This is a genomic window from Flavobacterium sp. PLA-DH12 (assembly GCF_059511845.1).
The window spans coordinates 214,656-240,456 of record NZ_JCAMPD010000008.1 but is presented as its reverse complement, the minus strand read 5'-3'; the positions used below and the strand labels follow the sequence as shown (position 1 = coordinate 240,456).

Below are 25,801 nucleotides of genomic sequence, written 5' to 3'. Positions count from 1 at the left end.
AATAGAAGACACACGTTTAAAATTTAAAGCAAGCTAATCATGAAGAATTTATACAAAATAATAAGTGCAATTTTTTTAGTGGTTTTGATTTCCTGCAGCGAAGAAAAAATAGGAGATTCTGAATTTGGAACTGTTACAGGAAAAGTCGTTAACAGCGAAACCTTTGAGCCGATGGAAAATGTAAAAATTATGTCTAGTCCAACTACCAGTACAGTTTTTACAGATGTAGAAGGGAAGTTTACTGTAGCGAATGTCAAAGTTGGAGAATACTCGTTTCAAGCCCAAAAAGAAGGCTTCATTGCAAAATTTGAGGCAGCTAGTGTGACGGCAAATAGTACATCACAAATTGTTTTTGAATTAAGTAAATCTACTGCAAATAACAAACCGCCGATGGTTCCTGTTTTAGCAGCTCCTGTAGATAATAGTGTAAGTCAGCCAGTAAATTTAGATTTAACATGGACGGTCACAGATCCAGATAATGATACAATGACATACACCGTGACACTCAGAAACGATAAAAACAGTGATGTAGCGGTTTTTAATGACATCAAAGATAAAAAATTGACTCTCACAGATCTGATTTATGGAACTAAATACTATTGGCAAGTTTCTGTAAGTGATGGGGTGAATACTCCTGTATTAAGCACTATCAGCGCTTTCTCTACAATAGCTTTTCCAGTAACAAGAAATTTATTTGTCAAAACTATTAGCGGTAACAATGTGATTTTCGCTGCAGATGACGCAGGCAAACAATATCAATTGACAAGTTCAGATAAAAATAGCTGGCGCCCTAGACGAAACAACCAAGCTCAGAAAATTGCTTTTATCGGGACAAGTGGTTCACAAAATGATATTTACACCATGGATTTTGATGGGACTAATATTAAAAAAGTAACAAGTTCAGTTCCTATTGCAGGATTTAATGCTGATTATTTAGGGTACTCATGGAATGCATCGGGAAGTGAATTTATCTATCCGAATTTTGATAAATTATACCGAATAAAGAGCGATGGCAGCGGATTGACCAAAATCTTCCAGACTCCAAATGGTAAATTTATTTCAGAATGCGATTGGAGTGCAGATGGCAGTAAAATAGCCTTAAAAGTGAATGATATAAATGGATATAATGTGGAAATTTATGTTATAGATCCGTCTGGTGCAGTTGTTACACCCATATTAGCTGGAGAGTCAGGAGCCGTTAGTGGCTTGAATTTTTCTGTTTCAGGCTTAAAATTGGTTTACACAAAAGATGTCTCGGGATTTGAAAGTTCCAATTATCGCCAGTTGGATTCTAAAATTTTTGAATATAGTTTTCTTCTTGGAAATTCATATCAATTGGCTACTGAAAAACCAACAGGGACAAATGATTTAGATGTTCGATATTCTCCTAATGAAGCAGAGCTAATTTTTCTAAATACTTCAAATGATGGTATTTCTGTGAAGAATGTTGTAAAATGTGGTATTGGAATTGTGAATTCAAGGGTGACATTGTACACAGGTAGCTCAATGCCCGATTGGGAATAAAAATAAACAGCCAAGAGCTTCATAACCAATTTTATTTCGGGAAATCGGCAGGAAATAATCTTCTGCCGATTTTTTTTAGAATCAAACAATCGAATAAGTCAAAGAATTAAAAAAAGGGATTATCTTTGCAGCACATCAACACAAACTAATTTTCATGAGTTCAGATTCTAGCAAAAGATATGCACAAAGAGGTGTTTCGGCATCAAAAGAAGACGTACATAACGCTATTAAAAATATTGACAAAGGTTTATTTCTGCAGGCATTCTGCAAAATTGTTCCAGATTATTTAACACAAGATTCAGAACACTGTCTTATCATGCACGCCGATGGAGCTGGAACAAAATCGTCTTTGGCTTATATGTACTGGAAAGAAACTGGAGATCTTTCTGTATGGAAAGGAATTGCTCAAGATGCCTTAATCATGAATATTGACGATTTATTATGTGTTGGTGCAACAGATAATATTTTGCTTTCTTCTACAATTGGAAGGAATAAAAATCTAATTCCTGCCGAAGTTATTTCTGCAATCATTAATGGAACAGAAGAATTAATCAACGAGTTAAAATCATTCGGAGTTACGATTCATTCAACAGGAGGAGAAACTGCCGATGTTGGAGATGTAGTTCGTACTATTATTGTAGATTCTACTGTAACAGCAAGAATGAAACGTTCTGATGTTGTAGACAACGCAAACATCAAAGCTGGAGACGTAATTGTTGGTTTGGCTTCTTTTGGTCAGGCAACTTACGAAAAAAGCTATAACGGCGGAATGGGAAGCAACGGATTAACTTCTGCACGTCACGATGTTTTCGGGAAATATTTGGCTAAAAAATATCCAGAAAGTTACGATGCAGCCGTTCCAGAAGAATTAATTTATTCAGGACAAGTAAATTTAACCGATGAGGTTGAAAACAGCCCAATAAACGCTGGGCAGTTAGTGCTTTCACCAACTAGAACTTACGCTCCGATTATCAAGAAAATTTTAGATAAATATACTCCAAAAGAGATTCACGGAATGGTGCATTGCAGTGGAGGAGCACAAACTAAAATTTTACATTTCGTAAAAGATTTACATGTTATAAAAGACAATTTATTTCCGGTTCCGCCATTGTTCAAATTAATTCAAGAACAATCAAAAACAGATTGGAAAGAAATGTATCAGGTTTTCAATTGCGGTCACAGAATGGAGCTTTACGTTCCAGAAAGTATTGCGCAAGATATTATCGAAATTTCGAAATCATTCAATGTTGATGCGCAGATTGTAGGTAGAGTAGAAGCTTCGGATTCTAAAAAGCTGACAATTACTAGCGAATACGGAACATTCAATTATTAATTTTTGAAGTTGCAAAGGTTCAAAGGTTCAAAGACTTTGAAACTTTTAAAATAATTATTAAATTTAGAGATGCATAATTGTGCATCTCTATGTTTTTAAATACAATATTATGTACGAATTACTTTTCTGGAAATATCTAGACGAAATTTACCTGAACAATCAGGAAGTTTATGAAGCGCTTGTAGAAAAACAAGAGGTTGGAGGTTTAGCAGAACTTCAAGTTGAAGTAATCGTAAATAGAATTAATTCAGTCTTTTCAGATTGGGAAAGGGTAGATGAAAACAGCTGGAAAAACCCAAAAGGGAAAGGTGCATTTCAAGTAATCACTACTCCACAAAGCATAAAAATTGACTGCTATGGAACAGAAGGGAAAACCATGAATAAATTGGTTGATATTATGGAAGAATTCAAATGTCCGCTTTACGATCCGCAAGTTCCAGAACGTTATGATGAAATGAGTGAATAGCAATTGATAATTAATAATTGACAATTATCAATTAAATCTTATCCGTTTTTCAAAAGCACACTTTGTTCTTTTCTCATTTTTGCCAGCAATTGATCAATATAAGTTTTTATTTTCTGTGGAAGCATATTCCAATTTTGATCTTTTTTGAAACTTCTGCAATCGTCTAAATCACATTCAACTGCGCGAATAACGTATTTTTTGTTTTTATAAACGGTAATTACTTTTACTCTTCTTATATAGCCGTCTTCAGTTCGTGTTCCATAGACAATAATAGGATCAATATATTCATCTCCATCAATATCCTTTGTACTGCAATATTTTGTCCAGAACCAGATATTAGTTTCTTTAGGGGCATTATCTTCGAGTAAATCGTTAATTCTCCATTTTTCTAAAAATCCGCCGTGATCATTAATTACACAAACTGCTTGTATTTTGGTATTTAAAGTATCTTTTTTAGAAGTTGTTTTTTGATTTTCGCCCAAAACCAATTCGTAAACACCACCTTTATCCTGAAATTCAAAAGCTCTGTAAATAGGAAAATGAGTTACGTTTTCAAGTTCCCTTTCTGAAATTTCCTTTTTCGTTAATCTGTGGCTTTCAATTTTTTGAGAAAAAATAAACGATGAAGAGAAAGAAAGTAAAATTAAAATATATTTTTTCATGTTTTGGCTTGGCTTTTAGTATGCCAAAGATATTTAAACCTTTTGAGTTCGGCTAAATTTATGTTTTTTAAAAATAGATTTTGTTGTACTTTTCTGCATTCAAATGACAACAAAGATTTCAAAGAAAAACTATAAAAATGATCAAAATAAAACGCGGTAATTTTCTTCTTGTATTAATATTGCTTTCAGCTGTTAATGTAATGGCGCAAAAAAAAGTAATTCAAAGTAAAAACCTTATCCAGTATGTAGATCCAATGATTGGAACTGCAAAAATGGGACATACCTATCCAGGAGCGACAGTTCCTTTTGGAAGTGTGCAATTAAGTCCAGAAACAGATACAATTGCTTATAGTTTAAACGGAAAGTATAATGGTGAAGTTTATAAATATTGTGCAGGATATCAATATGAAGATAAAACAATTGTAGGTTTCAGTCACACGCATTTTAGCGGAACTGGACATTCAGATTTAGGCGATTTCTTGATTATGCCAACAACTGGAAAACTGCAATTAAATCCGGGCGTGGCGTCTAAACAATTGTCTGGTTATAGATCGGCATTTTCGCATGCAACAGAAAAAGCAGAACCTGCATATTACAGCGTTTTTCTAGAAGATCATAAAATTAAAGCAGAATTGACCGCAACGACTCGTGTTGGAATGCATCAATATACTTTTCCAAAATCTAATGAAGCCCATATTATTCTCGATTTGACTTCAGGAATTTACAATTATGACAAAAAGAATGTCTGGACATTTGTTCGTGTAGAAAACGATACTTTGATAACAGGATATCGCCAAACAAATGGCTGGGCAAGAACTAGAACAGTATATTTTGCAATGTCATTTAATAAACCAATTAAAAGTTACGGACAAGCTGCTCAGGAAAAAAGTGTATACAGAGGTTTTTGGGGAAGATTTGATCAGACTAAAAACTTTCCAGAAATGGCAGGACAAAACCTAAAATTATTTTTTGATTTTGATACCAACGAAGGAGAGAAAATCAAAATAAAGATGGCATTGTCACCAGTCAGTTCTGCTGGAGCACTTGAAAACATGAAAAAAGAAACGCCAGATTGGGATTTTGAAAAAGTAAAAAAACAAAGTCAGGAAATCTGGAATAAGGAGTTGAATAAAATTCAGATAGAAACCATTCAAAAAGAAGATCTAGTTAATTTTTATACCGCAATGTATCATGCCTTTTTGGGACCAACTGAATACATGGATTTAGACGGAAGTTATAAAGGATTGGATATGAATGTTCATAAAGCAGAAAACTTTACGAACTATACCAGTTATTCGCTTTGGGATACGTACCGAGCATTGCATCCATTATTTAATATTGTACAGCCCAAAAGAAATGCCGATATGGTGAGTTCCATGCTGGCGCATTCAGAACAAAGTGTTCATAAAATGCTTCCAATCTGGTCACATTATGCCAATGAAAATTGGTGCATGATTGGATATCATTCTGTTTCAGTTGTAGCAGATGCGATTGTAAAAGGCAATATTAGTTTTGATGCTGAAAAAGCACTTCAGGCTTGTGTAAATACTGCAAAAGTTCCGTATTATGATGGATTGGAGTTTTATATGAATAAAGGATATGTTCCAGAAGACAAAAGCGGTGCTTCGGTTTCTAAAACCTTAGAATATGCTTATGATGACTGGGCAATCGCGCAAGCTGCAAAGAAATTGGGTAAAACGGAAATTTATAATGAATTTATCAATAGATCTAAAAATTATAAAAATGTTTACGATGAGAAAACAGGTTTTATGCGTCCGAAATTAAACGATGGGACTTTCAAGAAAGAATTTGACCCATTAGATACGCACGGACAAGGTTTTATTGAAGGGAATTCTTGGAATTATAGCTTGTACGTTCCGCAAGATCCAGCTGATATGATTCAATTGATGGGAGGAAATGAGAAGTTTAAAGTTCGTTTAGATTCGTTATTCAAAATGCATCTTCCAGATAAATATTTTGAAAATACTGAAGACATAACAAGAGATGGAATCATTGGAAATTATGTTCACGGAAATGAGCCTTCACACCATGTTGTCTATTTATACAATTGGACAGATTCTCCATGGAAAGCTCAAGATAAAATAAGAATGATCCTGAAAAAAATGTACAAAAATGGTGCTGATGGTTTAGGAGGAAATGACGATTTCGGACAAATGAGCGCTTGGTATATTTTTAGCAGTTTAGGATTTTATCCAGTTGCTCCAGGTTCTGATGAATATGCATTGGGAAGTCCGTTATTGAAAAATGCCGTTCTGAATTTAGAAAACGGAAAAACTTTTGAGGTCGAAACCGTAAATCAATCCGATAAAAATGTATTTGTGAGCAAAGTTCTGCTCAACGGAAAACAATTGGATAAACCATTTTTAAAGCATTCAGATGTTATAAATGGAGGGAAGATTACGTTTTATATGAGCAATAAACCAAATAAGATGAATTATTAAGAGATAGGAGCTAAGATTTTAAGGCGCTAAGTTTTTTGATCTTTAGGATCTAAATCTATACATAAACCTGTTACGCTCTGTTAGAATAATTAATTCGTGAAAATTTGTGTAATTCGTGGCAAAACAACAAAAAACTTCACGAAATTTGCATTTCAAATAAAGACAAGGAAATATGAAAATTAATCTAAAATCAGGAATCGATAAGTTGCTTTTCGGAATGAAGCAGAATGATGTAACAGCAGCTTTAGGAAAGCCTGACAAAAACTATAAAGACGAAGACGACAACGTAATTTTTGTTTATAATGCACACAAAATCAGATTGACATTTTATCAGGAAGAAGATTTGAAATTAGGTTATTTAGTAGCTTCAAGTAATGATCTAGAAGTTTTCGGATTCAAATTAATTGGAAGAAAAATTGCTGATGTAAAGAAAGATTTTGCTGCAAAAGGAATTAATAAATACAATCAGGAAACTTTTGATACTTTCGAAAACTACTTCAACGAAGACAACTGGTTTATTCTTCAAACAGAATTTGATGAGGTGGTGAAGTTTGAAATTGGTGCAATTATCAATAGCAAAGACGAATTTGACTGGAAATTTCCTGTGAAGAAATAACATATCAAAAACTTTGTCAAGTTTTAAACTTTGACAAAGTTCTTTAAAGACAATGAAAAAACCGACAATCACTTGTCGGTTTTTTTTATGATTATAACTAAAAGATTAACCTTTCAACCATGCATTTTTAAGTTTCTCTTTTGAAGCATCAGTTGCTTTAAAAGTTTCAGATTCTTCAAATGGTAACTTTACGGTTCCTTTAATGGTTTCTTCTTTTCCGCCACGTTTTACTTTCAAAGTGATAGGGTCATTATCTTTCCAATTTTCACTTTCAGTAATCAAATCATAAATGTTATCCAAATTGTATGATTTATTGTTTACAGCTAAGATTTTATCTCCACCTTTTAAATTTAGGTTTTTGAAGAATTCAATTGATTCTGATTCAGGACGAACAGCAATTTCTTTTGTTGCTTTGTCAATAGTAATATTTGGAGTTTGTCCTTTTATAAACGGATTTCCTGTTTTTTTCTCCATTGCTTTTGTAACACCAACTTTAGCTAAATAGAAATCGTAAGGAATTGGTGTCGTTCCAGCAACATATTTGTTTAAAAATTCTCCCACTTCAGGGTAAGTTAAAGAAGTGATTTTAGCAAATAATTCATCATCATTAAATGGTTTTTCAACACCATATTCGTCAGATAATTTATGCATTAAGTCAAGAATTCCTCTTTCTCCATTACTTTTTTCTCTAATGATAATATCAATGCACATACCAATTAAAGCTCCTTTTTGATATACGTTTAAGTATTGGTCTTTGTAAGGCTGTTCTAATACATTTTTACTCATTACAGTAAATGACATTGTATCATTTAAGCCCTTAGCTTGCTCAATTTTATCGGCAATACGAGAGTAGAATTCAGCTTCATCAATCAAACCTTGGTTGATTTGGAAAAGATTTGCAAAATATTCTGTAACCCCTTCATACATCCATAAATGCTCAGACATTTTTGGCGCATTATAATCAAAATACTGAATTTCTTTTGAGTGGATAGTTAATGGAGTAACAATGTGGAAGAATTCGTGAGAAACTACATCTTTCATAGATTCTACTAACTTTTCTTTTGGCATCGATTCTGGTAAAACGACAGTTGTAGCAGTTGGATGCTCTAAAGCTCCAAAACCATGTGCATCATCTTTTGCCATGGTTGATAAGTATAACAACACAGTATATTTTTTGGTAGAATTTACTTTTCCTAAAAAGTTTTTCTGTGCTGTCATCATTGTTTTCATCTCTGGAGTGATGCTTTCAGCAGTATATTTTCCAGTAGGAGAGTACACAGCAATTAAGATGTCCATTCCGTTTACATTAAAAGTAGTGTAGTCAGGTTTAGAATACATAATTGGGTTTTCTACCAAAATAGCATAACGAGAAGTGGTAAACACATCAGAAGTATTGCTTGCATCTTGATCTGTCATAGAAGTTGCTCCCCAAAGTGTTTCAGGATGCGTGATAGTAACTTTGTACGGAACGTCTAATTTGTCTTTAAAATATCCGACAAAACCATGTGTGTTAACCATGAAATTTTTTCCTGCATCGATATTTGTTCCTGCTGGTGAAAAAACGTCATCATTTCCAAATCCAGTTCCTTTTTCAGTATCGAAAGAATCGTTTACTAAATAAGTGATTTTTTTTAGTGCTTTTGCGTTTGAAATAGACCAAGAATTATCGTCTAATCTTTTTACTGTAAGCGGATTTCCTTTAGCATCAAATGCCTTGAAATCTTCTGAGTATTTTCCGTAATTATCTGTTGAATAAGTACCAGGAACAGTTTTTGGAATACTGTAAACAACTTCATCTGTTTTAAAGGCTGGTGGTGTAACGGTTACCAAAACTTTATCATCTTTAACATCGGTTAAATTGATATTCACTTCAACGATATTGCTTTTTGCGGCTCCGGTGCTCCCTGTTTTACAGCTCCAAAAGGTGACCGCTAGAGCTAAGGTGTAAAGTATTTTTTTCATTTCTATATGTTTAGTTAATTGTATTTGACTCAAAAATCACCAAAAAGTTACTAAAAAATTACATTAAATTGAAACATAAAAAAAACTCCTGAAAAACAGGAGTTTTATGTTAGTCTAATTTATTCTTGATATAATATTTTCCGTCCAAATCTTCATCAAAATCATCTATTTTAACTGGTTTTGGTTTTGGTTTATTTGCAATTGCCTTCTTTTTCCACATCTCAAATTTTTCAAGAGGCATTTTCTTTTTCATGATGTCTAGGACTTCTTTTTCTGCCAATCCAAATTCTTTCTTTATAATTTCAAATGGATTTCTTTCTTCTAAAGCTAACGAAACAAGTTTTTCAATTTGTTCCGGAGTTAATTCTTTGCGGCTACTCTTTTTCATCTCGTGAAAATTAATTCAAAATAGGGTGTTAATTATTAATAGATTGATTTTCAATTCTTGTATCAATATTAAAAAAAAAAATAATAAGTTGTTTCAGTAAAGTGCACTTTTTTTAGAGAATTTAGCTGTTTTTAAAGGATCTTGATTTTTGAAATGGAATTTTTAGCAGATTCTTCAATTCATTGTTTTCTTCTGGAAGCATATGAGTGTCTACACCGTATACCAGCTGCTCTTTGGGTAAGTAAGAGAATGTTCCAAAAAGTCTGTCCCATATAGAAAAAATATTTCCATAATTACTATCTGTGTAAGGCAGCACATAATGGTGATGTATTTTATGCATATTCGGAGAAACAATGAAATAGCTTAAGAATATATCCAGCTTTTCAGGAAGCGAAATATTGGCATGATTAAATTGTGATGCGATAACTGATAATGATTGATAAAGAAAAACCATCCACATTGGTGTTCCAACAATTAAAACTCCTAAAGTGGTAAAAACAAAACGAACTACGCTTTCTCCAGGATGATGTCTATTGGCTGTTGTAGTATCAATCCAAGTGTCTGTATGATGCACCAAATGAAACTGCCAGAGAATTTTTACTTTGTGTTCTACTAGATGAGCTAAATAAGCTCCAATTAAATCCAAAAGTAATAAACCAATTATTGTATATAGCCAGATTGGCACTTTTGGAAGCCATTGCAGAATTCCAAAATTATGTTCGATTGTCCAAGCAGCGGTTCTTATTAAAATAAATGCCAGAATAAAATTGACGACAATGGTAGTGAAGGTAAAAAAGAAATTTATTCCAGCGTGAGGCCATTTTTTATAGTGCATTTTAAACAAGGGAAAACTGTTTTCAATAAGCCAGAAAATAGTAATGCCTCCAACCAAAATAAGGCTTCTGTGCGACGATGGAATATTGCTGAAGTAAGAAATGATTTCGTTCATAATACATAAATATTTGAGTTGAAATAAAATTTTCTTGCCGATTTCATCCAAACAAAAAGAGAAAATCAAATATAAATATATCAGATTTTCTCTTTCGAATTTAATTATGTACTAATAATTGCGTATTATTTTTTGATGAGGCTAATTATAAATAATAAAACCCATGCACCTCCTACAGCAATCAGAATCTGCCATAGAAGACCACCGCCTCCAATACCAAGTTTTCCAGCGATCCATCCTCCGATAAATCCGCCTATAATTCCGACGATAATATTGCCAATTAAACCAAAGCCGGCACCTTTCCAGATTTGACCAGCTAGCCATCCAGAAATGGCACCTATAAGCAAGAAATATAAAAATTCCATATTTTTATTTTTTTATGATGTGTCGATTTCTTCTTTCAGCTACTATGCTTCTGCATGATTTTGAAGCAGTGTTTTATATAGAAAACCTGCCGCTAATGCACCAAGAATAGGGGCGACCCAAAACAGCCAAACTTGAGATAATGGCTCTCCTCCAACAAAAATTGCCTGAGATAAAGATCTCGCTGGATTTACAGAAGTGTTCGTAATTGGAATACTGATTAAGTGTATTAAAGTCAGCGCCAAACCAATTGCGATTCCAGCAAATCTGCCATTAGCAAATTTATCAGTTGCTCCTAGAATCACCAATAAAAAGAATAATGTAAGCACAAATTCTGCAATAAAAGCAGACTGTAACGAATAACCATCAGGAGAGAAAGCTCCAAAACCATTAGATGCAAAGGCGCCAGCTTTTGTATTGTCTATTGCAAAACCAGCTTTTCCAGAAGCTATTGTGAATAAAGTTCCTGCAGCAGCTGCGGCTCCAATACATTGTGCAATAATATACGGAATAAGATCTTTGGCAGAAAATCTTCCGCCAGCCCATAAACCAAAAGAAACAGCGGGATTAAAGTGACCACCAGAAATATGGCCAACAGCATAAGCCATGGTAAGCACAGTTAAACCAAATGCTAGCGCAACACCAGCAAATCCAATTCCTAAGTTAGGAATTCCAGCTGCAAAAATAGCGCTTCCGCACCCTCCAAAAACAAGCCAATAAGTTCCAAAAAACTCTGCAAATAATTTTTTCATAATAAAATAATTTAATGGTTAATGTTTAGAATGTATATTGGTAAGCCCAATAAATTAAAACAAATTGTAAGGGCAAACGTACAAATAAAATCCATCTTGGTAAACCAAAACCTGCTTTTTTATTTTGAAACATGTACAAATTGGCAGGGAAAACAGCAATTAACAGCACTATAATTCCCCACACGGTAAAATTTGATGAAAAAGGCAGGACTAAAAAGATGCCCAGAATAATCTCGGCGGCACCACTTAAAATATTTATTAATTTGGGGTTTTTAAATGCGGGCGGAATGATTTTTATATACATTCCAGGATTTCTAAAATGATTTAGCCCAGCAAGAATATAAAGGAAAGCCATTAAATACAAATGCCAAGGTAGAATCATGATATCTAATTGTTTATCACGAATTTATAAAAAAATTAACAATTATTGCATTACAGTACTTCTTTTTTTGAAAGTATGTATTTTGAGTTATTTTTTTGACTTGAAATTTACATTCATAATAATTATGGCCAGAATAATTAATGCGATACCAAGCCATTGAGAAAAGATTACTTTCTCGTTTAATAAAACATAAGCCATCATTACAGAAACAGGCAGTTCAAGAGCAGACACAATGCTTCCCAGTCCGATTCCAGTTAACGGAAATCCAGCTGTCATTAATAGGGGTGGAATGATAGTTCCGAATAGTGCCAATACAATTCCCCATTTTAAGAAGATTTCCATATTGAAGGCTGTAACCTGCGTTGCAAAAGCAAACGAAAATACAATTATAGCTCCACCTAAAAGCATATAAAGGCTTCTTTGCGCAGACGAAATTTCGGTTGCAACACTATTAGCAGTAAACATAGTTGTAGTAAAAGAAGCAGCAGCCAGCATTCCCCAAACTAAACCTCTCCAGTCTAATTGGATATCACTATTGATAATATTTGTGGCTAAAACAGTCCCGAAAAGAACAATAAAGACCGCAATGACTTTTTGTTTTGAAGGCAGTTTTTTTTCTAAAATCATTTCAAGCAAAACACCCATCCAAACGGTTTGCATCAATAAAACGATTCCGATAGAAACAGGAATGTATTTTACAGCCAAATAATAAAATAAGCTCGTCATTCCTAATGAAGTCCCTGCAAGCATTAAACTGAAAATGTTTTTACGAGATGCTTTTATAGCAGGTTTGTTTTTATTTTTAATGCGCTGAAAAAGATTGATTAGAAGAATTCCAAGAATTCCGTAAATAAATTGTGAGGTCGTTACTTCTGCAGTTGTGTAGCCTTCAGAATAAGCTATTTTTACAAAAGTAGCTAGCATTCCGTAAGTAGTTGCTCCCAAAGCAACAAGAAAAACACCTTTTAATACATTATTTTGCGACGTCATAAATTATCTCTTTTTAAAAAATTAAGCCGGCAAAGGTAAGCTATTTTGTTTAGGATTCTCTTGTGCTATGTTGAAAATAGTGATTTAATTACAATGGAATTGATTTTTAAAGGCTTAAATTAGGAATTCTTTAAAAAAGCGAGATGCCGAAAAACAGAAAAGCCATCAAAAATAATTCTGATGGCTTTTTATATCTATAAAGAATTAATCTTCTTTGTTTCCTAATTACTTAGGTTGGTTTTGATAGGTTTCGATTTCAAAAATCAAAGTTGCATTTGGTGGAATAACTCCGCCAGCGCCTTTTTCGCCATAAGCTAAATTTGAAGGTAGGAAGAAAGTTGCTTTTTCTCCGTCTGTCATCATATCAAGGGCTTCAATAAAACCAGGGATCATTCCATCTTTTTTACCAACTGTAAAAGGAAAAGCTTTGTAACCGCCTTGTGCATCTCTGTTTGCATCGTATTTGCCGTATGCTTTTGCTACTTGAGCCATGCTGCTGTCGAATAAAGTGCCATCTTCAAAATATCCTGCATAGTGAAAATAGATTGTAGAGCCTTCAGCACCTTTAACACCAGTACCTTTTTGAGTTACTACGTATTTTAAACCAGAAGTTGTAGTGGTTGCTTTTGCTTTCAAGTCTTTAAAATAAGCTGCTTTAGCAGTTATTACTTTTTTTGCTTCTTCTTTTTTAGCAGCTTCTTTTTTAACATCATCACTTAAAACTTTCAAAGCATCAAATTTCTTTGCTGCGGTACCTTTGCGTGTAATAACGATTTTTGTCATCACATCGTCCTGAACAATTTTATTTACAACGTCCATTCCAGAAACAACATGACCAAAAATAGTGTGTTTTCCGTTTAACCAAGGTGTATCTTTATGAGTAATGAAAAATTGGCTTCCGTTTGTTGCTGGGCCAGAATTAGCCATTGCAAGCACACCGCCTTTTTCAAATTTTAAATCGTCTACAAATTCATCTTTAAACGAATATCCTGGACCTCCAGAGCCATTTCCGTCCGGATCACCACCTTGAATCATGAAATCATTAATAACTCTATGAAATTTTAATCCGTTGTAAAATGGTTTTCCTTTAAGTGACGCTTTAACATTAGGATTTGTACCTTCTACCAAAGTAATAAAGTTTGCTACTGTAACAGGAGCTTTTACATATTCTAAAGAAAGAACAATATCTCCTTTTGTTGTAGAGATTGTAGCAAAAATTCCTTCACCAGGGTTGGCTGCAACAGCAGTTGTTGTTTTTTTTGCTACTGGTTTTGTTGCAGGTTTTTTTGTTTGAGCTTGAATATTTACTATTGCTAAGCAAAATAAAAATAGAAATTTATATTTCATTGCTTTTAAAATTTTAAGTCTATAATTCAATTACTGTTTGTCTGAAATCTGGATTTCGAAGATGATATTAGCATTTGGCGGAATCACACCTCCAGCACCAGTTGCTCCATAAGCTAAGTGAGATGGAATGAAAAGAACTGCTTTATCTCCGTAAGATAATTGTTCAACTCCTTCAATAAAACCAGGAATTAACCCGTCTTTTTTGCCAGCTTGAAATTGAATTGGTTGGTAGCCGCCTTGTGCTGCTCTTGCAGGATCGTATTTTCCGAATTGTTTTGCCACTTCTTCGATACTAGCGTCAAATAAAGTTCCGTCTTCAAGGAAACCAGCGTAATGAATGTAAATTGGACTTCCTGCAACAGGTTTTTTACCGCTTCCTTTTTCTGTAATTACATATTCTAAACCACTAGTAGTTTTAGTTGCTTTTGCTTTTAAAGCAGCATAATAATCTACTTTTGCTTTTTGAACGCCAGCGTATTTGCTTTGTTCTTTTGCAATGTCAGCAAAATAATCATGGAATACTTTTACAGCATCAAATTTCTTAGCGGCTTCACCATTTCTGATAATAGTTATAGAAACGATATTGTCGCCTTGTACCACTTTGTTTACTACTTCCTGATCTTTTGCATCTACAACATGACCAAAAATGGTATGTTTTCCGTCTAACCAAGGAGTTTCAACATGTGTGATAAAAAATTGGCTGCTGTTTGTGCCTGGACCATTATTAGCCATTGCCAAAACACCTGCTTTGTCAAATTTTAAATCTGAAAATTCATCTTTAAATTTATAACCAGTATCTCCAGAACCAGTTCCTAATGGATCACCACTCTGAATCATGAAGCTTTCAATAACTCTATGGAATTTCAGACCATCAAAGAAAGGCTTGTTTTTAAGGTTTTCATGTGTTACAAACTCGTTTTTACCTTCAGCTAAAGTCACGAAGTTAGCGACTGTTATTGGGGCTTTTTTGTAATCAAGTTCTACAATAATGTGACCTTTGTTTGTCTCGATGTCAGCATATAAACCATCTGGCAGATTGCTATGATCGTCTTTACAAGAATAAAATGAGCTTACGGCTATTAGTAATAATAAAATACTCTTTTTCATTTTAAGATATTGTTTATTGAGTTAATGTGTCTTTTTTAGCTGGCGCTGCAGGCTTTGCAACTGCAGGTTTTGGTGTTACGGTTTGAGTAGGCTGTGCAGCAGGTTTTGCTGTTTGTGCAGTTGGATCTGGAACAAAATTTCTAAGCGTAACGGTAACAATTAAAGATTCGTTCGTGCCAATTTTTTTATTGTCTCCATGATATCCATAAGCCATATGTGATGGAAATAAAAACGTAACAGTTTCATTTTTATGCATTCTTTTGATTCCATCGCGCAGCCCTATCATAATGTCTTGTTTGTCTACATAATAAGTTTGAGGTCCAAGATCAGATTCTGAATAAATGACGTTGCCTTTTATGTCTTTTATTTCCATGTTAAAATAGGCAATATCGCCTTTTCTAGGAGCTAGAGTTTCTGTAGCATTCTTTTCTTCGTAGCAAAACCAATATCCTTTTGGAGTGGCAAAATACTTTACTTTCGGATTGCTTTTGATTATTTTTTTTATGACTTCCTCTTCGTTGGCCACTAATTTTTTATTTCGGTCTGCCGATTTTTTCATGAATGTTCCCGAAGCTCTAGAAATTGGTCTTCTGGCTTCTTCATGATGCTTACAGCTGCTTATTAAAACAGCAAAAAGCAAAGTGTAAATGCTAAGTTTTAGGTAATTCATGATTTGGACTATAATTTTAGTTTTTTTACTAAATCTTCAAATTTATTAATGGTGTTTTCCATAGAATCTTCAGATCTTCCTCCAGCTGCATTAACATGTCCGCCTCCGTTAAAGTGATCTCTTGCAAATTGATTTACATCAAATCCTCCTTGAGAACGGAAAGAAATTTTAATTATTTTTTCTTCTTTGTTTTCAATAAATATGGCTGTAAAAACAATTCCGCGAATGCTTAATCCGTAGTTTACAATTCCTTCAGTATCGCCTTTTACATAGTTAAACGAATCCAGTTCTTCCTGTGTAAGAGTCATGTAAGACGTTTTATGTTCTTCAAAAATTTTCATATTTTGAAGTGCACGGCCTAATAACTGCAAACGGCTAAAAGAACTATTATCGTATAGTAAAACCGGAATTTGAGTGTTTTCAACTCCTAAATCAATTAATTCGGCAATAATTCTATGCGTGTTTCCTGTAGTTCCAGGAAAACGGAATGAACCAGAATCAGTCAAAATTCCAGTATAGATGCAAGTTGCTATGGTTTTATCTATATCTTCTTTTTTATTTAAAAAGGCAATAAAATTATAAACCATCTCACAAGTAGATCCGAAAGAAGTGTCTGAGTACGTATAAGTAGCATAATCATGAGGTTTTTCATGATGGTCGATCATGATAAATGGTGCTGTAAGTTTTGCCAAAGTATGCTCCATTTCACCAGTACGATGAAAAGCATTAAAATCTAGTGTAAAAATAAGTTCAGCTTCTTCTAATATTTTAATGCAGTTTTGAGTGTCTTTTTCATAAACTTTAACTGTTTCTGAACCTGGAAGCCAAGCTAAAAAATCAGGAAAATCATTTGGAGAAATAACAGTTGGCTGATGATTATTTTTGAGTAAAAAATGGTATAAGGCTAGAGTCGAACCCATGGCATCACCATCTGGCCCTCTGTGCGGAATAATTGCAATTTTCTTTGGCGTAGCAAGCAATAATTGAATTGCTTGAATATCTTGTATTTTCATAGTTTGCGAATTTACATTTTTTTAATGTAATGCTGAAAATATTTAGTCGCAGTTTTCAGTTTCAGTTTTCAGATATTTTAGGGTTAAAAAAAATGCAAGCGGATGAAACTGAATCGTTATCGGGAAAACGCGGATTTGGGCGGATTTTTTTATTTTGAAACTGAGAGTGTAAACTGCGACTGCGACTGAAAACTCCGTTTAAAAAAACCTCTGGTACAATTTATATTTCGCACCTTTTACAATTTGAGATTTGTAAATTCCGACAGAACCAGAAGAAAAATAAGCAATTGTGCAGGCAATTGCGATGAAGATTCCGGGAGCAATTCCGAACAATTCCATTCCCATAACGGTACAGGCAATAGGAGTGTGGGTTGCGCCTGAGAAAACCGCAACAAATCCGATTCCTGCTAAAAGAGCAATTGGCATCGGAATTACAGTTGATAAAGCACTTCCTAAAGTAGCCCCGACAAAAAATAATGGTGTTACTTCGCCACCTTTAAAGCCAGCTCCTAACGTGAATCCGGTGAATAAAATTTTTAGCAGAAAATCGTACCATTGGTTTGTATTGGAAAAAGAATCGACAATAACGGGAACTCCCAAACCAGAGAATTTTGTAAATCCGAAACCAGCAATGGCAATAGCCAAAACTACACCGCCAATTACAGGACGAAGTGGAGGATACTTAATATTTTTTGAAAAAAGAGAACCCCATAAATGTGTGCTTCTTGAAAATAATAGAGCAGCAAATCCAGATAAAATGCCAACAATTATAGTAAAAATAATGTTGTTTAAACTAAGTTCTGGAACAATTGGAATACTGTAATGTGTATGTTTAATTTCCCAGAATTCTACAGTAAAATAAGCAGCATAAGCCACTAAAAATGAAAGGAGAATGCTTTTAAAATTAATTTTACTGAAATATAAAACTTCCAAAGCAAAAATAGCTCCCGCAAGAGGTGTTCCAAATACTGAAGCAAATCCGGCACTGATACCGAGAATGATTAAAATTCGGCGTTCTGAATTATTTAGATTGAAAAACTTTGTGAATTGATCGGCAATTGCGCCTCCCATTTGAACGGCTGTTCCTTCGCGTCCTGCAGATCCTCCAAATAAATGAGTCAAAAGCGTTCCTAAAAGAACTAAAGGAGCCATTTTAAAAGGAATGACTTTTTTAGGGTTTTCGTATTCTTCGAGTAAAAGATTGTTTCCTTTTGCAACTGATTCTCCCCAATAATAATAACTCAATCCAACCAAAAATCCGCCGAAAGGCAAAAGCCAAATAATCCAGTCGTGCTGAATTCTAAATTGTGTCACCCATTCTAAAGAAACCAAGAAAAATGCTGAAGCCGATCCGGAAAGTATACCTATTAATGTACAGATAAGAATCCATTTTGGAAGAGAGAGCAGGAATTGTTTAGGATTTAATGAAGTCATTAATGAATTCTAAAAAGTTTGCCACGAATTTCGCCAATTTTCACGAATTAAAAGGAAAAAAACAATCATTTTAATCCAGTTAATCTGTGGCATAAGAAAAATAATTAGTGGAATTAGCGAAATTCGTGGCAAAAAAAAAATATTATACTACAGCTGTAAATTCGATTTCCACCAAATATTCTGGAGCAACCAATTTATTGATTCCGTAAAATCCTGTGGTTGGTTTTACATCTTTAAAGAAAGCAGAGTGTGCTCTAGCTACTTCTTCGAAAGTAGAAACGTCTGTTGTGAAAATTCTTGTTCTAATAACGTCTTTCATGCTTACATTTAAATCTTCTAAAACTTTTTCTACTCGTTCCAAAATATTATACGTTTGAGCATAAGCGTCATCAGCTTTTACTTTATCGCCGTCAACAATGGCTACAGTTCCAGAAACTTCCACAATATTGCCAATTCTTACGGCACGGCAATATCCCATTTTGTCTTCCCACGGAGATCCAGTTAAGATGTTTTCTCTTTTCATTTTTTATAATTTTTGCGAATTTGTCTGTATGGTTTTAAAAGCAAATTCAGGTTGATTAAAGATGCTGCAATTTAAGAATTATGGTTTTGACAGCGATTAAAAAAAGCTTGAAATCAATTCAGAAATCAAGCTTTTTTGTGATATTAATCGTTATTCGGTTTCTTTTTCTTCGTAAAGCCGAAGCTTGTTTTGCACCGTATTTAAATTTTGCTGTAAGGCCTCAATCTTATCTAATAAATGTGCAATTGCATCAATTCCTTCCAGATTTATTTTAAGATCATAATGCATTCGAATCATTTTTTCGACCGTTGGAAGCTGTTCTGGTTCCAGAAATTCGTCATTTTCTTGTGTAATAATATGAATGAGTCCGTAGTTGTTAAGTTCGGTTATAAAAGTATTTTCAATTTCGTGGTAAATACAAAACTGTTTTATCTGGATCAAATTTTTATTTTTCATGACTTCTGAGTTTTGCTAATTCTTCAAATAATTCTTTTTCTTTATTCGACAGTTTTGTTGGGAGTTTTATAGTGTATGTAATGTATAAATCACCAAACTGATTTTCTTTTTTATAAACAGGGAAGCCTTTTCCTTTTAACTTCACTTTGGTTCCAGGCTGTGTTTCTGGTGGCACTTTAATTTTTACCTTTCCGTCAAAAGTATTGATGTAAGTTTCTCCGCCTAAAATTGCCGTGTATAAATCAATTGGAGCTTCGGCATAAAGATTGTTGCCTTCTCGTTTAAAATCTGAATTGTTAGAAATTATAAAAGTGATGTATAAATCGCCATTTGGTCCCCCATTAACACCTGGACCGCCATGATTTGGAATTTTAATAATCTGTCCATTTTCTACACCAGCAGGAATTGTAATTCGAATATTTTTTCCGTTTACAGTTAAGTTTTGTTTGTGCGTGGTATAAGCGGCTTTAAGATCCAGTTCCAATTCGGCATTAAAATCCTGTCCTCTATATTTAGCCTGCGATCTCGATTTTCCACCTCCATACATCGAATTGAAAAAATCTGAAAAGTCGCTTCCAGAAAAATCTCCACCTCCAAAACCAGAGAAATCACCTTCAGAATATTGATAGCCGCCCTGCTGTCTGCTTTGCTGCTGATTAGGATCGTAACCTGCTTTTTCAAATTCGTCAGCATGTTTCCAGTCTTTTCCGTATTTATCGTATTTTTTTCGATTTTCAGGATTGCTTAAAACTTCATTGGCTTCATTTATTTCCTTGAATTTCTTCTCGGCTTCTTTATCATTCGGATTCAAATCAGGATGGTATTTTCTTGCCAGTTTTCGATATGCTTTTTTGATGTCTGCTTCAGTAGCCGATTTTGTAACATCTAATACTTTGTAATAATCGATATAATCCATTTTTCTGAGATTTATAAATGGTAAATAAAGTCTTCAAGTTAAGAATAAGTTGTTAATAATCAAAATGCTGAATGTTTTTATAAAGTGAATTTTTGGAATTATAAGATTTGAAAATTGAAATTTATTTTTTTTGAAATAAAAAATTTTGGCAGGTTTTTTGATTCCAAAAATTAGCTTAATTATATGTTATAAAACTCCTAAAGTTGTAGCAAGTAAGTAAATTATACTATTTTTGTGAAGCTGGACTTTCGATTTATATTAATTATAAAAGGCGATTCGATAATACTTTTTTCAATGAAGCACATTTTATTTTTCATATTATTTTTTACTGCACTGTCTGTATCAGCCCAAATAGAGTCTAGTACTAAATTTAAAACTATTCCTGGAGGGAAATTTACTGCCAAGCCTAAAAAGACTCCGATTCCTCAAGTCAAAGATCCGCAGGCAGATTTTAATGATATGCCAGCAATCAAAACTCCAAATGTTTTTGAAAATACGACTATAACTCCAAAATCAAAATTTCAGATTGGAGAAGAAAAAAGCAAATTTACCATGTCTACAGAAACCGATTTTGCTAATCCAGGCGATCGATATGTGGCAAAAATGGAGAAAGATTTAGATAAATCTTTAAAAGATGCCGGACTAAGAGAAGGTCGTGGAGTATTGGTAAAGAAAAATATTTCTTTAGGAGATTTTAGAACCAAATCGGAATTCTTTATTGTTAAGTTCCGAGATTTCGGAGCAATTGACGGTGATTTGGTAAAAGTTTCTTCAAATGACAACGTAATTCGCGATAGAATTTTACTGGATTCTAATTTTCAGCAAGTAAAAATTAATCTTACACCAGGCTTTAATAAATTAGATTTTGAAGCCCTAAATATAGGAACGTTAGGAGGAAATACAGCCGAAATTCAAGTCTTTGATGATAAAGGTAATCTGGTAACAAATGATTATTGGGATAATCTAGCTGCAGGATTTAAGGCATCTATTATTGTTACGAAAGAGTGATTTTTTTAAGATGCTAAGATACTAAGGTTCTAAGATACTAAGTTTTTTTTTCAGAAGCTTTAATACAAACAAAAAGGAGGTTCTATTTTTAGAATCTCCTTTTTTTATAAAATCTGATTAAAATCTCAGAATCTTAGAACCTTAGTGTCTTAGCATCTTAGACTAGAATGGATCTGCAGTAACTTTAAATTTCATATCTGCTTTTACCGTTACATCTTTTGTTAAAGTCTCTTTTAATGTTACCTGTGTTCTTATTTTGTAACTATCTGCTTTTATGTATTCATCCAATCTCTTATCTGTACAAATCAAATCAACTGAATTGCTCGATACATTAATATTGTCTGCATACGCTAATTCAATTTCATCTGAATTTGCTGTTGAGATATACAAATGAACCGATTTTAGAAATGTGAAAGTTTTATCGGAAGGATCTGTAATCGAAAGTTTCAGCGATCTAAGCTTTACATCTTTTACTAGATTTGCTTTTGTTTTGTTGTTTTCAAATTCAGCAGATGAATTGGTTGTAACCTCTGGCGTAATAATCTCTGATGGCAAGTTAATTGGTGAAGTGCTTTGAATTTTTATCGAAGCATTGTTCGAAATAGTAAAAGTTAGCAAATCATCAACAGTGTCGCACGAACTAAAAAAGATGGACAAGAAAGCTGTCAGGGCAATAATTTTTGATTTCATAGTTAAATTTAATATCGGTTTTTCGTTAGATACGAATTTTTGGATTGTTTGGATTTTTTTTGAGGTTCAAAGTTACAAAGGTTTAAAGGGAGCAAAGAAAAAAAACTTTGAACCTTTGCTACTCAGAACCTTTCAGTCTAAAAATCGGAACATTGAAAAAAAATATTTATTTTTTCAACGTTCCGATTTTTGAATTTCGAATATAAAAAGTACTTTTGCGCATGCAACACAACGTACTTATTTTAGATTTCGGGTCGCAATATACTCAGCTTATTGCGCGTAGAGTTCGCGAATTAAATATATTCTGCGAAATTTTTCCTTACAATCACATTCCAAGTGATTTATCAAGTTATAAAGCCGTAATTTTAGGAGGAAGCCCTTTCTCTGTTAGAGGAGAAGATGCACCGCATCCTGATTTATCGCAAATTAGAGGTAAAATGCCTTTACTTGCTGTTTGTTACGGAGCACAATATTTAGCACACTTTAGTGGTGGAGAAGTTGCTGCTTCAAACACAAGAGAATATGGAAGAGCAAACTTGTCTTACATTAAAGAAGGCGAAACTTTTTTTGAAGGAGTTTCAGAAAATAGCCAAGTTTGGATGAGCCATAGCGATAGTATCAAAGCGCTTCCAACAAATGCTGTAAAGCTTGCAAGCACACATGATGTAGAATATGCAGCTTACAAAATTGAAGGCGAAACTACTTATGCAATTCAATACCATCCAGAAGTTTACCATTCAACAGATGGAAAGAAAATGCTGGAAAACTTCTTAGTTAAAATTGCTGAAGTTCCTCAGAACTTTACTCCAAATGCTTTCGTTGATGAAATGGTAGCAGAATTAAAAGAGAAATTAGGAAACGATAAAGTGGTTCTTGGTTTATCTGGAGGAGTAGATTCTACTGTAGCAGCAGTTTTATTAAACAAGGCAATCGGACAGAATTTATATTGCATCTTCGTAAATAACGGTTTACTTCGTAAAAATGAATTCCAAAATGTATTAGATCAATACAAAGGAATGGGATTGAACGTAAAAGGTGTAGATGCTGGAGATCGTTTCCTTGGCGAATTAGCAGGAATTAGTGATCCAGAAACAAAACGTAAAACAATCGGTCGTGTATTTATCGAAGTTTTTGATGATGAATCACACTTGTTGGAAGATGTAAAATGGTTAGCACAAGGAACTATTTATCCAGACGTTATCGAGTCTGTTTCGGTAAAAGGACCATCTGCAACAATTAAATCGCACCACAACGTTGGTGGATTGCCAGATTATATGAAATTAAAAATTGTAGAACCGCTTAGAATGTTGTTTAAAGACGAGGTTCGCAGAGTTGGAGCTACATTAGGAATAGATCCTGAATTGTTAGGAAGGCACCCTTTCCCAGGACCAGGATTATCAATTAGAATTTTAGGAGATATTACTCCAGAGAAAGTTAGAATTTTACAAGATGTAGATTCTGTATTTATCGAAGGATTAAAATCTTGGGGATTATACGATAAAGTTTGGCAGGCTGGAGCAATTTTGCTTCCTGTAAACAGTGTTGGTGTTATGGGTGATGAGCGTACTTACGAAAAAGTAGTAGCGCTTAGAGCTGTAGAATCGACAGACGGTATGACGGCTGACTGGGTTCATTTACCTTATGATTTTTTGATGAAAGTGTCAAATGATATCATCAATAAAGTAAAAGGCGTGAATCGTGTAGTTTACGATATTAGTTCAAAACCACCTGCAACAATTGAGTGGGAATAGTAGTATAATTTAAAATTAAGGTCTTACATTTGTAAGGCCTTAATTTTTTTATAACCTACTATTTATGAGAGAACTTTTAACGATTTCTCTTGTGTTTGTTTTGTCTTTTAACAAAATAACTGCACAAGATGCAATAATTGAACACAGAATTCAAAAAGGAGAAACCGCTTTTTTCATTGCCCAAAAATACAAGGTTTCTGTAGACGAGATTTACAAACTCAACCCTGAATCGCAAAACGGAATCAAAGACAATCAGGTTTTAAAGATTCCAATTCACCACTCAGAAAACACAACTTCAAAGCAGCAAACCCATATTGTTGCACCAAAAGAAACATTGTTTGGTTTGTCTAAACAATATCATGTTTCAGTTGAAGCACTTCAGAATGCCAATCAGGAAATTTTGGCTGGCGGACTTCAAATCGGTCAAGAGTTAATAATTCCTCAAAATTCAGATAGTAAAGCCAAATCTGAAGTTGCGGTTTCTTCAAAAAGTACACATCAAGTTGTAGCCAAAGAATCTTTATTTAGTATTGCAAGACAATACAATGTTTCAGTTGAGGATTTAGAAAACCTAAATAAGGATATTTTAATTAACGGTTTGCAAATTGGTCAAACGATTTCAATTCCCAATAAAAGAAAAACTTTAGACGGAAGAGTTCGTGTTATTAATCAGGAAACGGTTTTTCATGTTGTTGAACCAAAAGAAACCAAATTTTCGATTGCAAAGAAATACGGAATTTCGATCGATCAGTTAGAATCTCAAAATCCTGAAATCGTAAACGGATTAATTGTTGGGAATAAATTAGCCATCAATACCATAGCTATAAAACCAGCAAATGAAAGCGAAGAGTTAATGCTGGCTTTGGCTGAAAAACAGGTTGTAGTAGAAAAAACAAAAGCCAAAACAGTAGAAATTGAAGATTTGAAAGACCGTTTGGTTGTTCAGAAAGAAATGAATCAGAAAATTATAAAGATTAATGATTTGAAAGTGAATCTGAATGATATGAATGGTTCTAAAGAAAACTCAGTTGAAAAATTGCGTCTGGTTTTAGAAGCCAATAAAAATGTTCAGGATGTTTTAATGGCAAAATTAGACTCGCTTGTCAGTTCAATGAACGACGATCTAAAGGAATTGAAGCGAATGGATATTTTGAATGTTGAAGAATCGAAAAGATTAGAAAAACAATCTTCAGAAGGCATCAATAAAACAAATGAATTATCGTCTCAGCTGAAAAAAGAATTGGCTGAAAACAGAAAAGTTTATGCCGGATTGATGAACAAAGTAGAGAAAATTGCTGTTGAGGAAAATCAGGAATATAAGAAGAAAATCCGCGAAAGTGAAAAAAAGACAAATACAGAACCTTTGCAACAGCGACTGTCTTTAGAAGAAATTAAACGCTATAAAGAAGAGCAGCAAAAAGGAGATGAAAAAAATCAGCTTTTGATTGCTAAAATTGATTCTTTGGATACTCAGAAAAAAATTGAAGTAAAAAGGCATATTAGCAAAGCCACTTATTATAGTATGGAAGCTAGAAAATTTGATGATAAACTGGCTTTGGTGAAATTAAAGAAATATCAAGACGAAGCGGTTAAAAAACAGAAGAAAAATAATACCGCTGAAAATTCAAAAATAATTTCATTAGAAGAAATGAAACAGGAATTGAAAGACAATCCTTTAAGAACTGACAAAACAGTAAAAGTAGAAGTTTATGATAATCTTAGAGAAGTTTCAAACGGGTATTACTTAGTTTTAGGTATATTTACAGACGCAGTTGACCGCGATAAGTTTATTATGAAACTCATTGATTCTGGTGCTTTTAACGCTAGTTTCTTTTTCAATATTAACAGTCTTTCGTACTATGTTTATACCGATAAGTATGAAAACATGGAAGAAGTGCTTTATAAATGCAAGAAAAAAGAAGAAGATGAGTTATATAAAGAAATCATAATTGCCAAAGTAGAAATCGACTTGAGGTAATTTTGATTGCAATAAACAAACGGCGCGGATTTTGCTTTTAGCAGAATTGAAACTTATTT

At 33.6% G+C, this 25,801-nt stretch carries 25 protein-coding genes; 8 read left to right on the top strand and 17 right to left on the bottom strand.

Translation table 11 applies throughout. The annotated features are described in order from the left end of the window. The first annotated feature begins 39 nt into the window (after positions 1-39). From AC5ZCW_RS16910 to AC5ZCW_RS16900, 3 genes are all read left to right on the top strand, one after another. Entirely contained in the window at positions 40-1,524 is a 1,485-nt protein-coding gene (locus tag AC5ZCW_RS16910; RefSeq protein ID WP_496120924.1) for a carboxypeptidase regulatory-like domain-containing protein, read from the top strand. Between the two features lie 154 nt (positions 1,525-1,678). After that, positions 1,679-2,857 (top strand): AIR synthase related protein, encoded by a 1,179-nt coding sequence (locus tag AC5ZCW_RS16905; RefSeq protein WP_496120923.1) that lies wholly within the window; start codon positions 1,679-1,681, stop codon positions 2,855-2,857. Between the two features lie 109 nt (positions 2,858-2,966). Continuing rightward, positions 2,967-3,323, top strand: coding sequence for a hypothetical protein (locus AC5ZCW_RS16900; protein WP_496120922.1), 357 nt, complete (start codon positions 2,967-2,969; stop codon positions 3,321-3,323). Positions 3,324-3,361: 38 nt separating this feature from the next. Here the strand turns inward: AC5ZCW_RS16900 and AC5ZCW_RS16895 are convergent, their stop codons facing one another. Next, positions 3,362-3,985 (bottom strand): M949_RS01915 family surface polysaccharide biosynthesis protein, encoded by a 624-nt coding sequence (locus AC5ZCW_RS16895; protein ID WP_496120921.1) that lies wholly within the window; start codon positions 3,983-3,985, stop codon positions 3,362-3,364. 137 nt (positions 3,986-4,122) lie between these two features. Here AC5ZCW_RS16895 and AC5ZCW_RS16890 point away from each other — a divergent pair, with 137 nt between their 5' ends. Next, on the top strand, positions 4,123-6,447 hold the full coding sequence (locus AC5ZCW_RS16890; RefSeq protein ID WP_496120920.1) for a GH92 family glycosyl hydrolase: 2,325 nt from the start codon (positions 4,123-4,125) through the stop codon (positions 6,445-6,447). Positions 6,448-6,619: 172 nt separating this feature from the next. Next, positions 6,620-7,063, top strand: coding sequence for a hypothetical protein (locus AC5ZCW_RS16885; protein ID WP_343542203.1), 444 nt, complete (start codon positions 6,620-6,622; stop codon positions 7,061-7,063). 105 nt (positions 7,064-7,168) lie between these two features. Here AC5ZCW_RS16885 and AC5ZCW_RS16880 read toward each other — a convergent pair whose 3' ends face one another. From AC5ZCW_RS16880 to AC5ZCW_RS16810, 15 genes are all read right to left on the bottom strand, one after another. Then, complete coding sequence (locus AC5ZCW_RS16880) at positions 7,169-9,025, bottom strand: M61 family metallopeptidase (RefSeq protein WP_496120919.1); 1,857 nt, start codon at positions 9,023-9,025, stop codon at positions 7,169-7,171. A gap of 109 nt (positions 9,026-9,134) precedes the next feature. After that, a complete protein-coding gene (locus tag AC5ZCW_RS16875; protein ID WP_308068561.1) occupies positions 9,135-9,413 on the bottom strand; it encodes a DUF2805 domain-containing protein in 279 nt (92 codons plus the stop codon). A gap of 121 nt (positions 9,414-9,534) precedes the next feature. Then, on the bottom strand, positions 9,535-10,362 hold the full coding sequence (locus tag AC5ZCW_RS16870; RefSeq protein WP_496120918.1) for a sterol desaturase family protein: 828 nt from the start codon (positions 10,360-10,362) through the stop codon (positions 9,535-9,537). A gap of 125 nt (positions 10,363-10,487) precedes the next feature. Further along, positions 10,488-10,727 (bottom strand): GlsB/YeaQ/YmgE family stress response membrane protein, encoded by a 240-nt coding sequence (locus AC5ZCW_RS16865; protein WP_111286841.1) that lies wholly within the window; start codon positions 10,725-10,727, stop codon positions 10,488-10,490. A gap of 42 nt (positions 10,728-10,769) precedes the next feature. Beyond that, a complete protein-coding gene (gene aqpZ / locus AC5ZCW_RS16860; RefSeq protein ID WP_496120917.1) occupies positions 10,770-11,477 on the bottom strand; it encodes an aquaporin Z in 708 nt (235 codons plus the stop codon). Positions 11,478-11,502: 25 nt separating this feature from the next. Then, a complete protein-coding gene (locus AC5ZCW_RS16855) occupies positions 11,503-11,859 on the bottom strand; it encodes a DoxX family protein (RefSeq protein ID WP_496120916.1) in 357 nt (118 codons plus the stop codon). Positions 11,860-11,946: 87 nt separating this feature from the next. Then, positions 11,947-12,849: an EamA family transporter gene (locus tag AC5ZCW_RS16850; RefSeq protein WP_281631886.1), complete on the bottom strand. Its 903-nt coding sequence runs from the start codon at positions 12,847-12,849 to the stop codon at positions 11,947-11,949. A gap of 225 nt (positions 12,850-13,074) precedes the next feature. Continuing rightward, entirely contained in the window at positions 13,075-14,196 is a 1,122-nt protein-coding gene (locus tag AC5ZCW_RS16845; protein ID WP_496120915.1) for a peptidylprolyl isomerase, read from the bottom strand. 30 nt (positions 14,197-14,226) lie between these two features. Further along, entirely contained in the window at positions 14,227-15,303 is a 1,077-nt protein-coding gene (locus tag AC5ZCW_RS16840) for a peptidylprolyl isomerase (RefSeq protein WP_343542191.1), read from the bottom strand. A 13-nt stretch (positions 15,304-15,316) separates the two neighbouring features. Further along, complete coding sequence (gene gldI, locus AC5ZCW_RS16835) at positions 15,317-15,973, bottom strand: gliding motility-associated peptidyl-prolyl isomerase GldI (RefSeq protein ID WP_496120914.1); 657 nt, start codon at positions 15,971-15,973, stop codon at positions 15,317-15,319. A gap of 8 nt (positions 15,974-15,981) precedes the next feature. After that, positions 15,982-16,986 carry a DHH family phosphoesterase gene (locus AC5ZCW_RS16830; protein ID WP_496120913.1) on the bottom strand — a complete coding sequence of 335 codons (1,005 nt, stop codon included), beginning with the start codon at positions 16,984-16,986 and terminating at the stop codon, positions 15,982-15,984. A gap of 198 nt (positions 16,987-17,184) precedes the next feature. Then, a complete protein-coding gene (locus AC5ZCW_RS16825; RefSeq protein ID WP_496120912.1) occupies positions 17,185-18,420 on the bottom strand; it encodes a voltage-gated chloride channel family protein in 1,236 nt (411 codons plus the stop codon). 142 nt (positions 18,421-18,562) lie between these two features. Further along, complete coding sequence (locus tag AC5ZCW_RS16820; protein WP_496120911.1) at positions 18,563-18,943, bottom strand: RidA family protein; 381 nt, start codon at positions 18,941-18,943, stop codon at positions 18,563-18,565. A 150-nt stretch (positions 18,944-19,093) separates the two neighbouring features. Continuing rightward, positions 19,094-19,399: a chaperone modulator CbpM gene (locus tag AC5ZCW_RS16815; protein WP_177210296.1), complete on the bottom strand. Its 306-nt coding sequence runs from the start codon at positions 19,397-19,399 to the stop codon at positions 19,094-19,096. Then, positions 19,389-20,315 (bottom strand): DnaJ C-terminal domain-containing protein, encoded by a 927-nt coding sequence (locus AC5ZCW_RS16810; RefSeq protein ID WP_343542187.1) that lies wholly within the window; start codon positions 20,313-20,315, stop codon positions 19,389-19,391. Before AC5ZCW_RS16810 ends, AC5ZCW_RS16815 begins: the two co-directional genes overlap by 11 nt. Before the next feature lie 294 nt (positions 20,316-20,609). On the opposite strand from AC5ZCW_RS16810, the gene AC5ZCW_RS16805 reads away from it, so the two are divergent. Next, entirely contained in the window at positions 20,610-21,323 is a 714-nt protein-coding gene (locus AC5ZCW_RS16805; protein WP_496120910.1) for a hypothetical protein, read from the top strand. Positions 21,324-21,485: 162 nt separating this feature from the next. On the opposite strand, the gene AC5ZCW_RS16800 is transcribed toward AC5ZCW_RS16805, so the two are convergent. After that, positions 21,486-22,013: a hypothetical protein gene (locus tag AC5ZCW_RS16800; RefSeq protein WP_496120909.1), complete on the bottom strand. Its 528-nt coding sequence runs from the start codon at positions 22,011-22,013 to the stop codon at positions 21,486-21,488. A 221-nt stretch (positions 22,014-22,234) separates the two neighbouring features. Between AC5ZCW_RS16800 and guaA the strand changes: the two genes are divergently transcribed. Together guaA and AC5ZCW_RS16790 are read left to right on the top strand one after the other, a co-directional pair. Next, positions 22,235-23,764: a glutamine-hydrolyzing GMP synthase gene (gene guaA / locus AC5ZCW_RS16795; protein WP_163411064.1), complete on the top strand. Its 1,530-nt coding sequence runs from the start codon at positions 22,235-22,237 to the stop codon at positions 23,762-23,764. Between the two features lie 64 nt (positions 23,765-23,828). Beyond that, entirely contained in the window at positions 23,829-25,742 is a 1,914-nt protein-coding gene (locus AC5ZCW_RS16790; RefSeq protein ID WP_496120908.1) for a LysM peptidoglycan-binding domain-containing protein, read from the top strand. Positions 25,743-25,801: the final 59 nt, after the last annotated feature.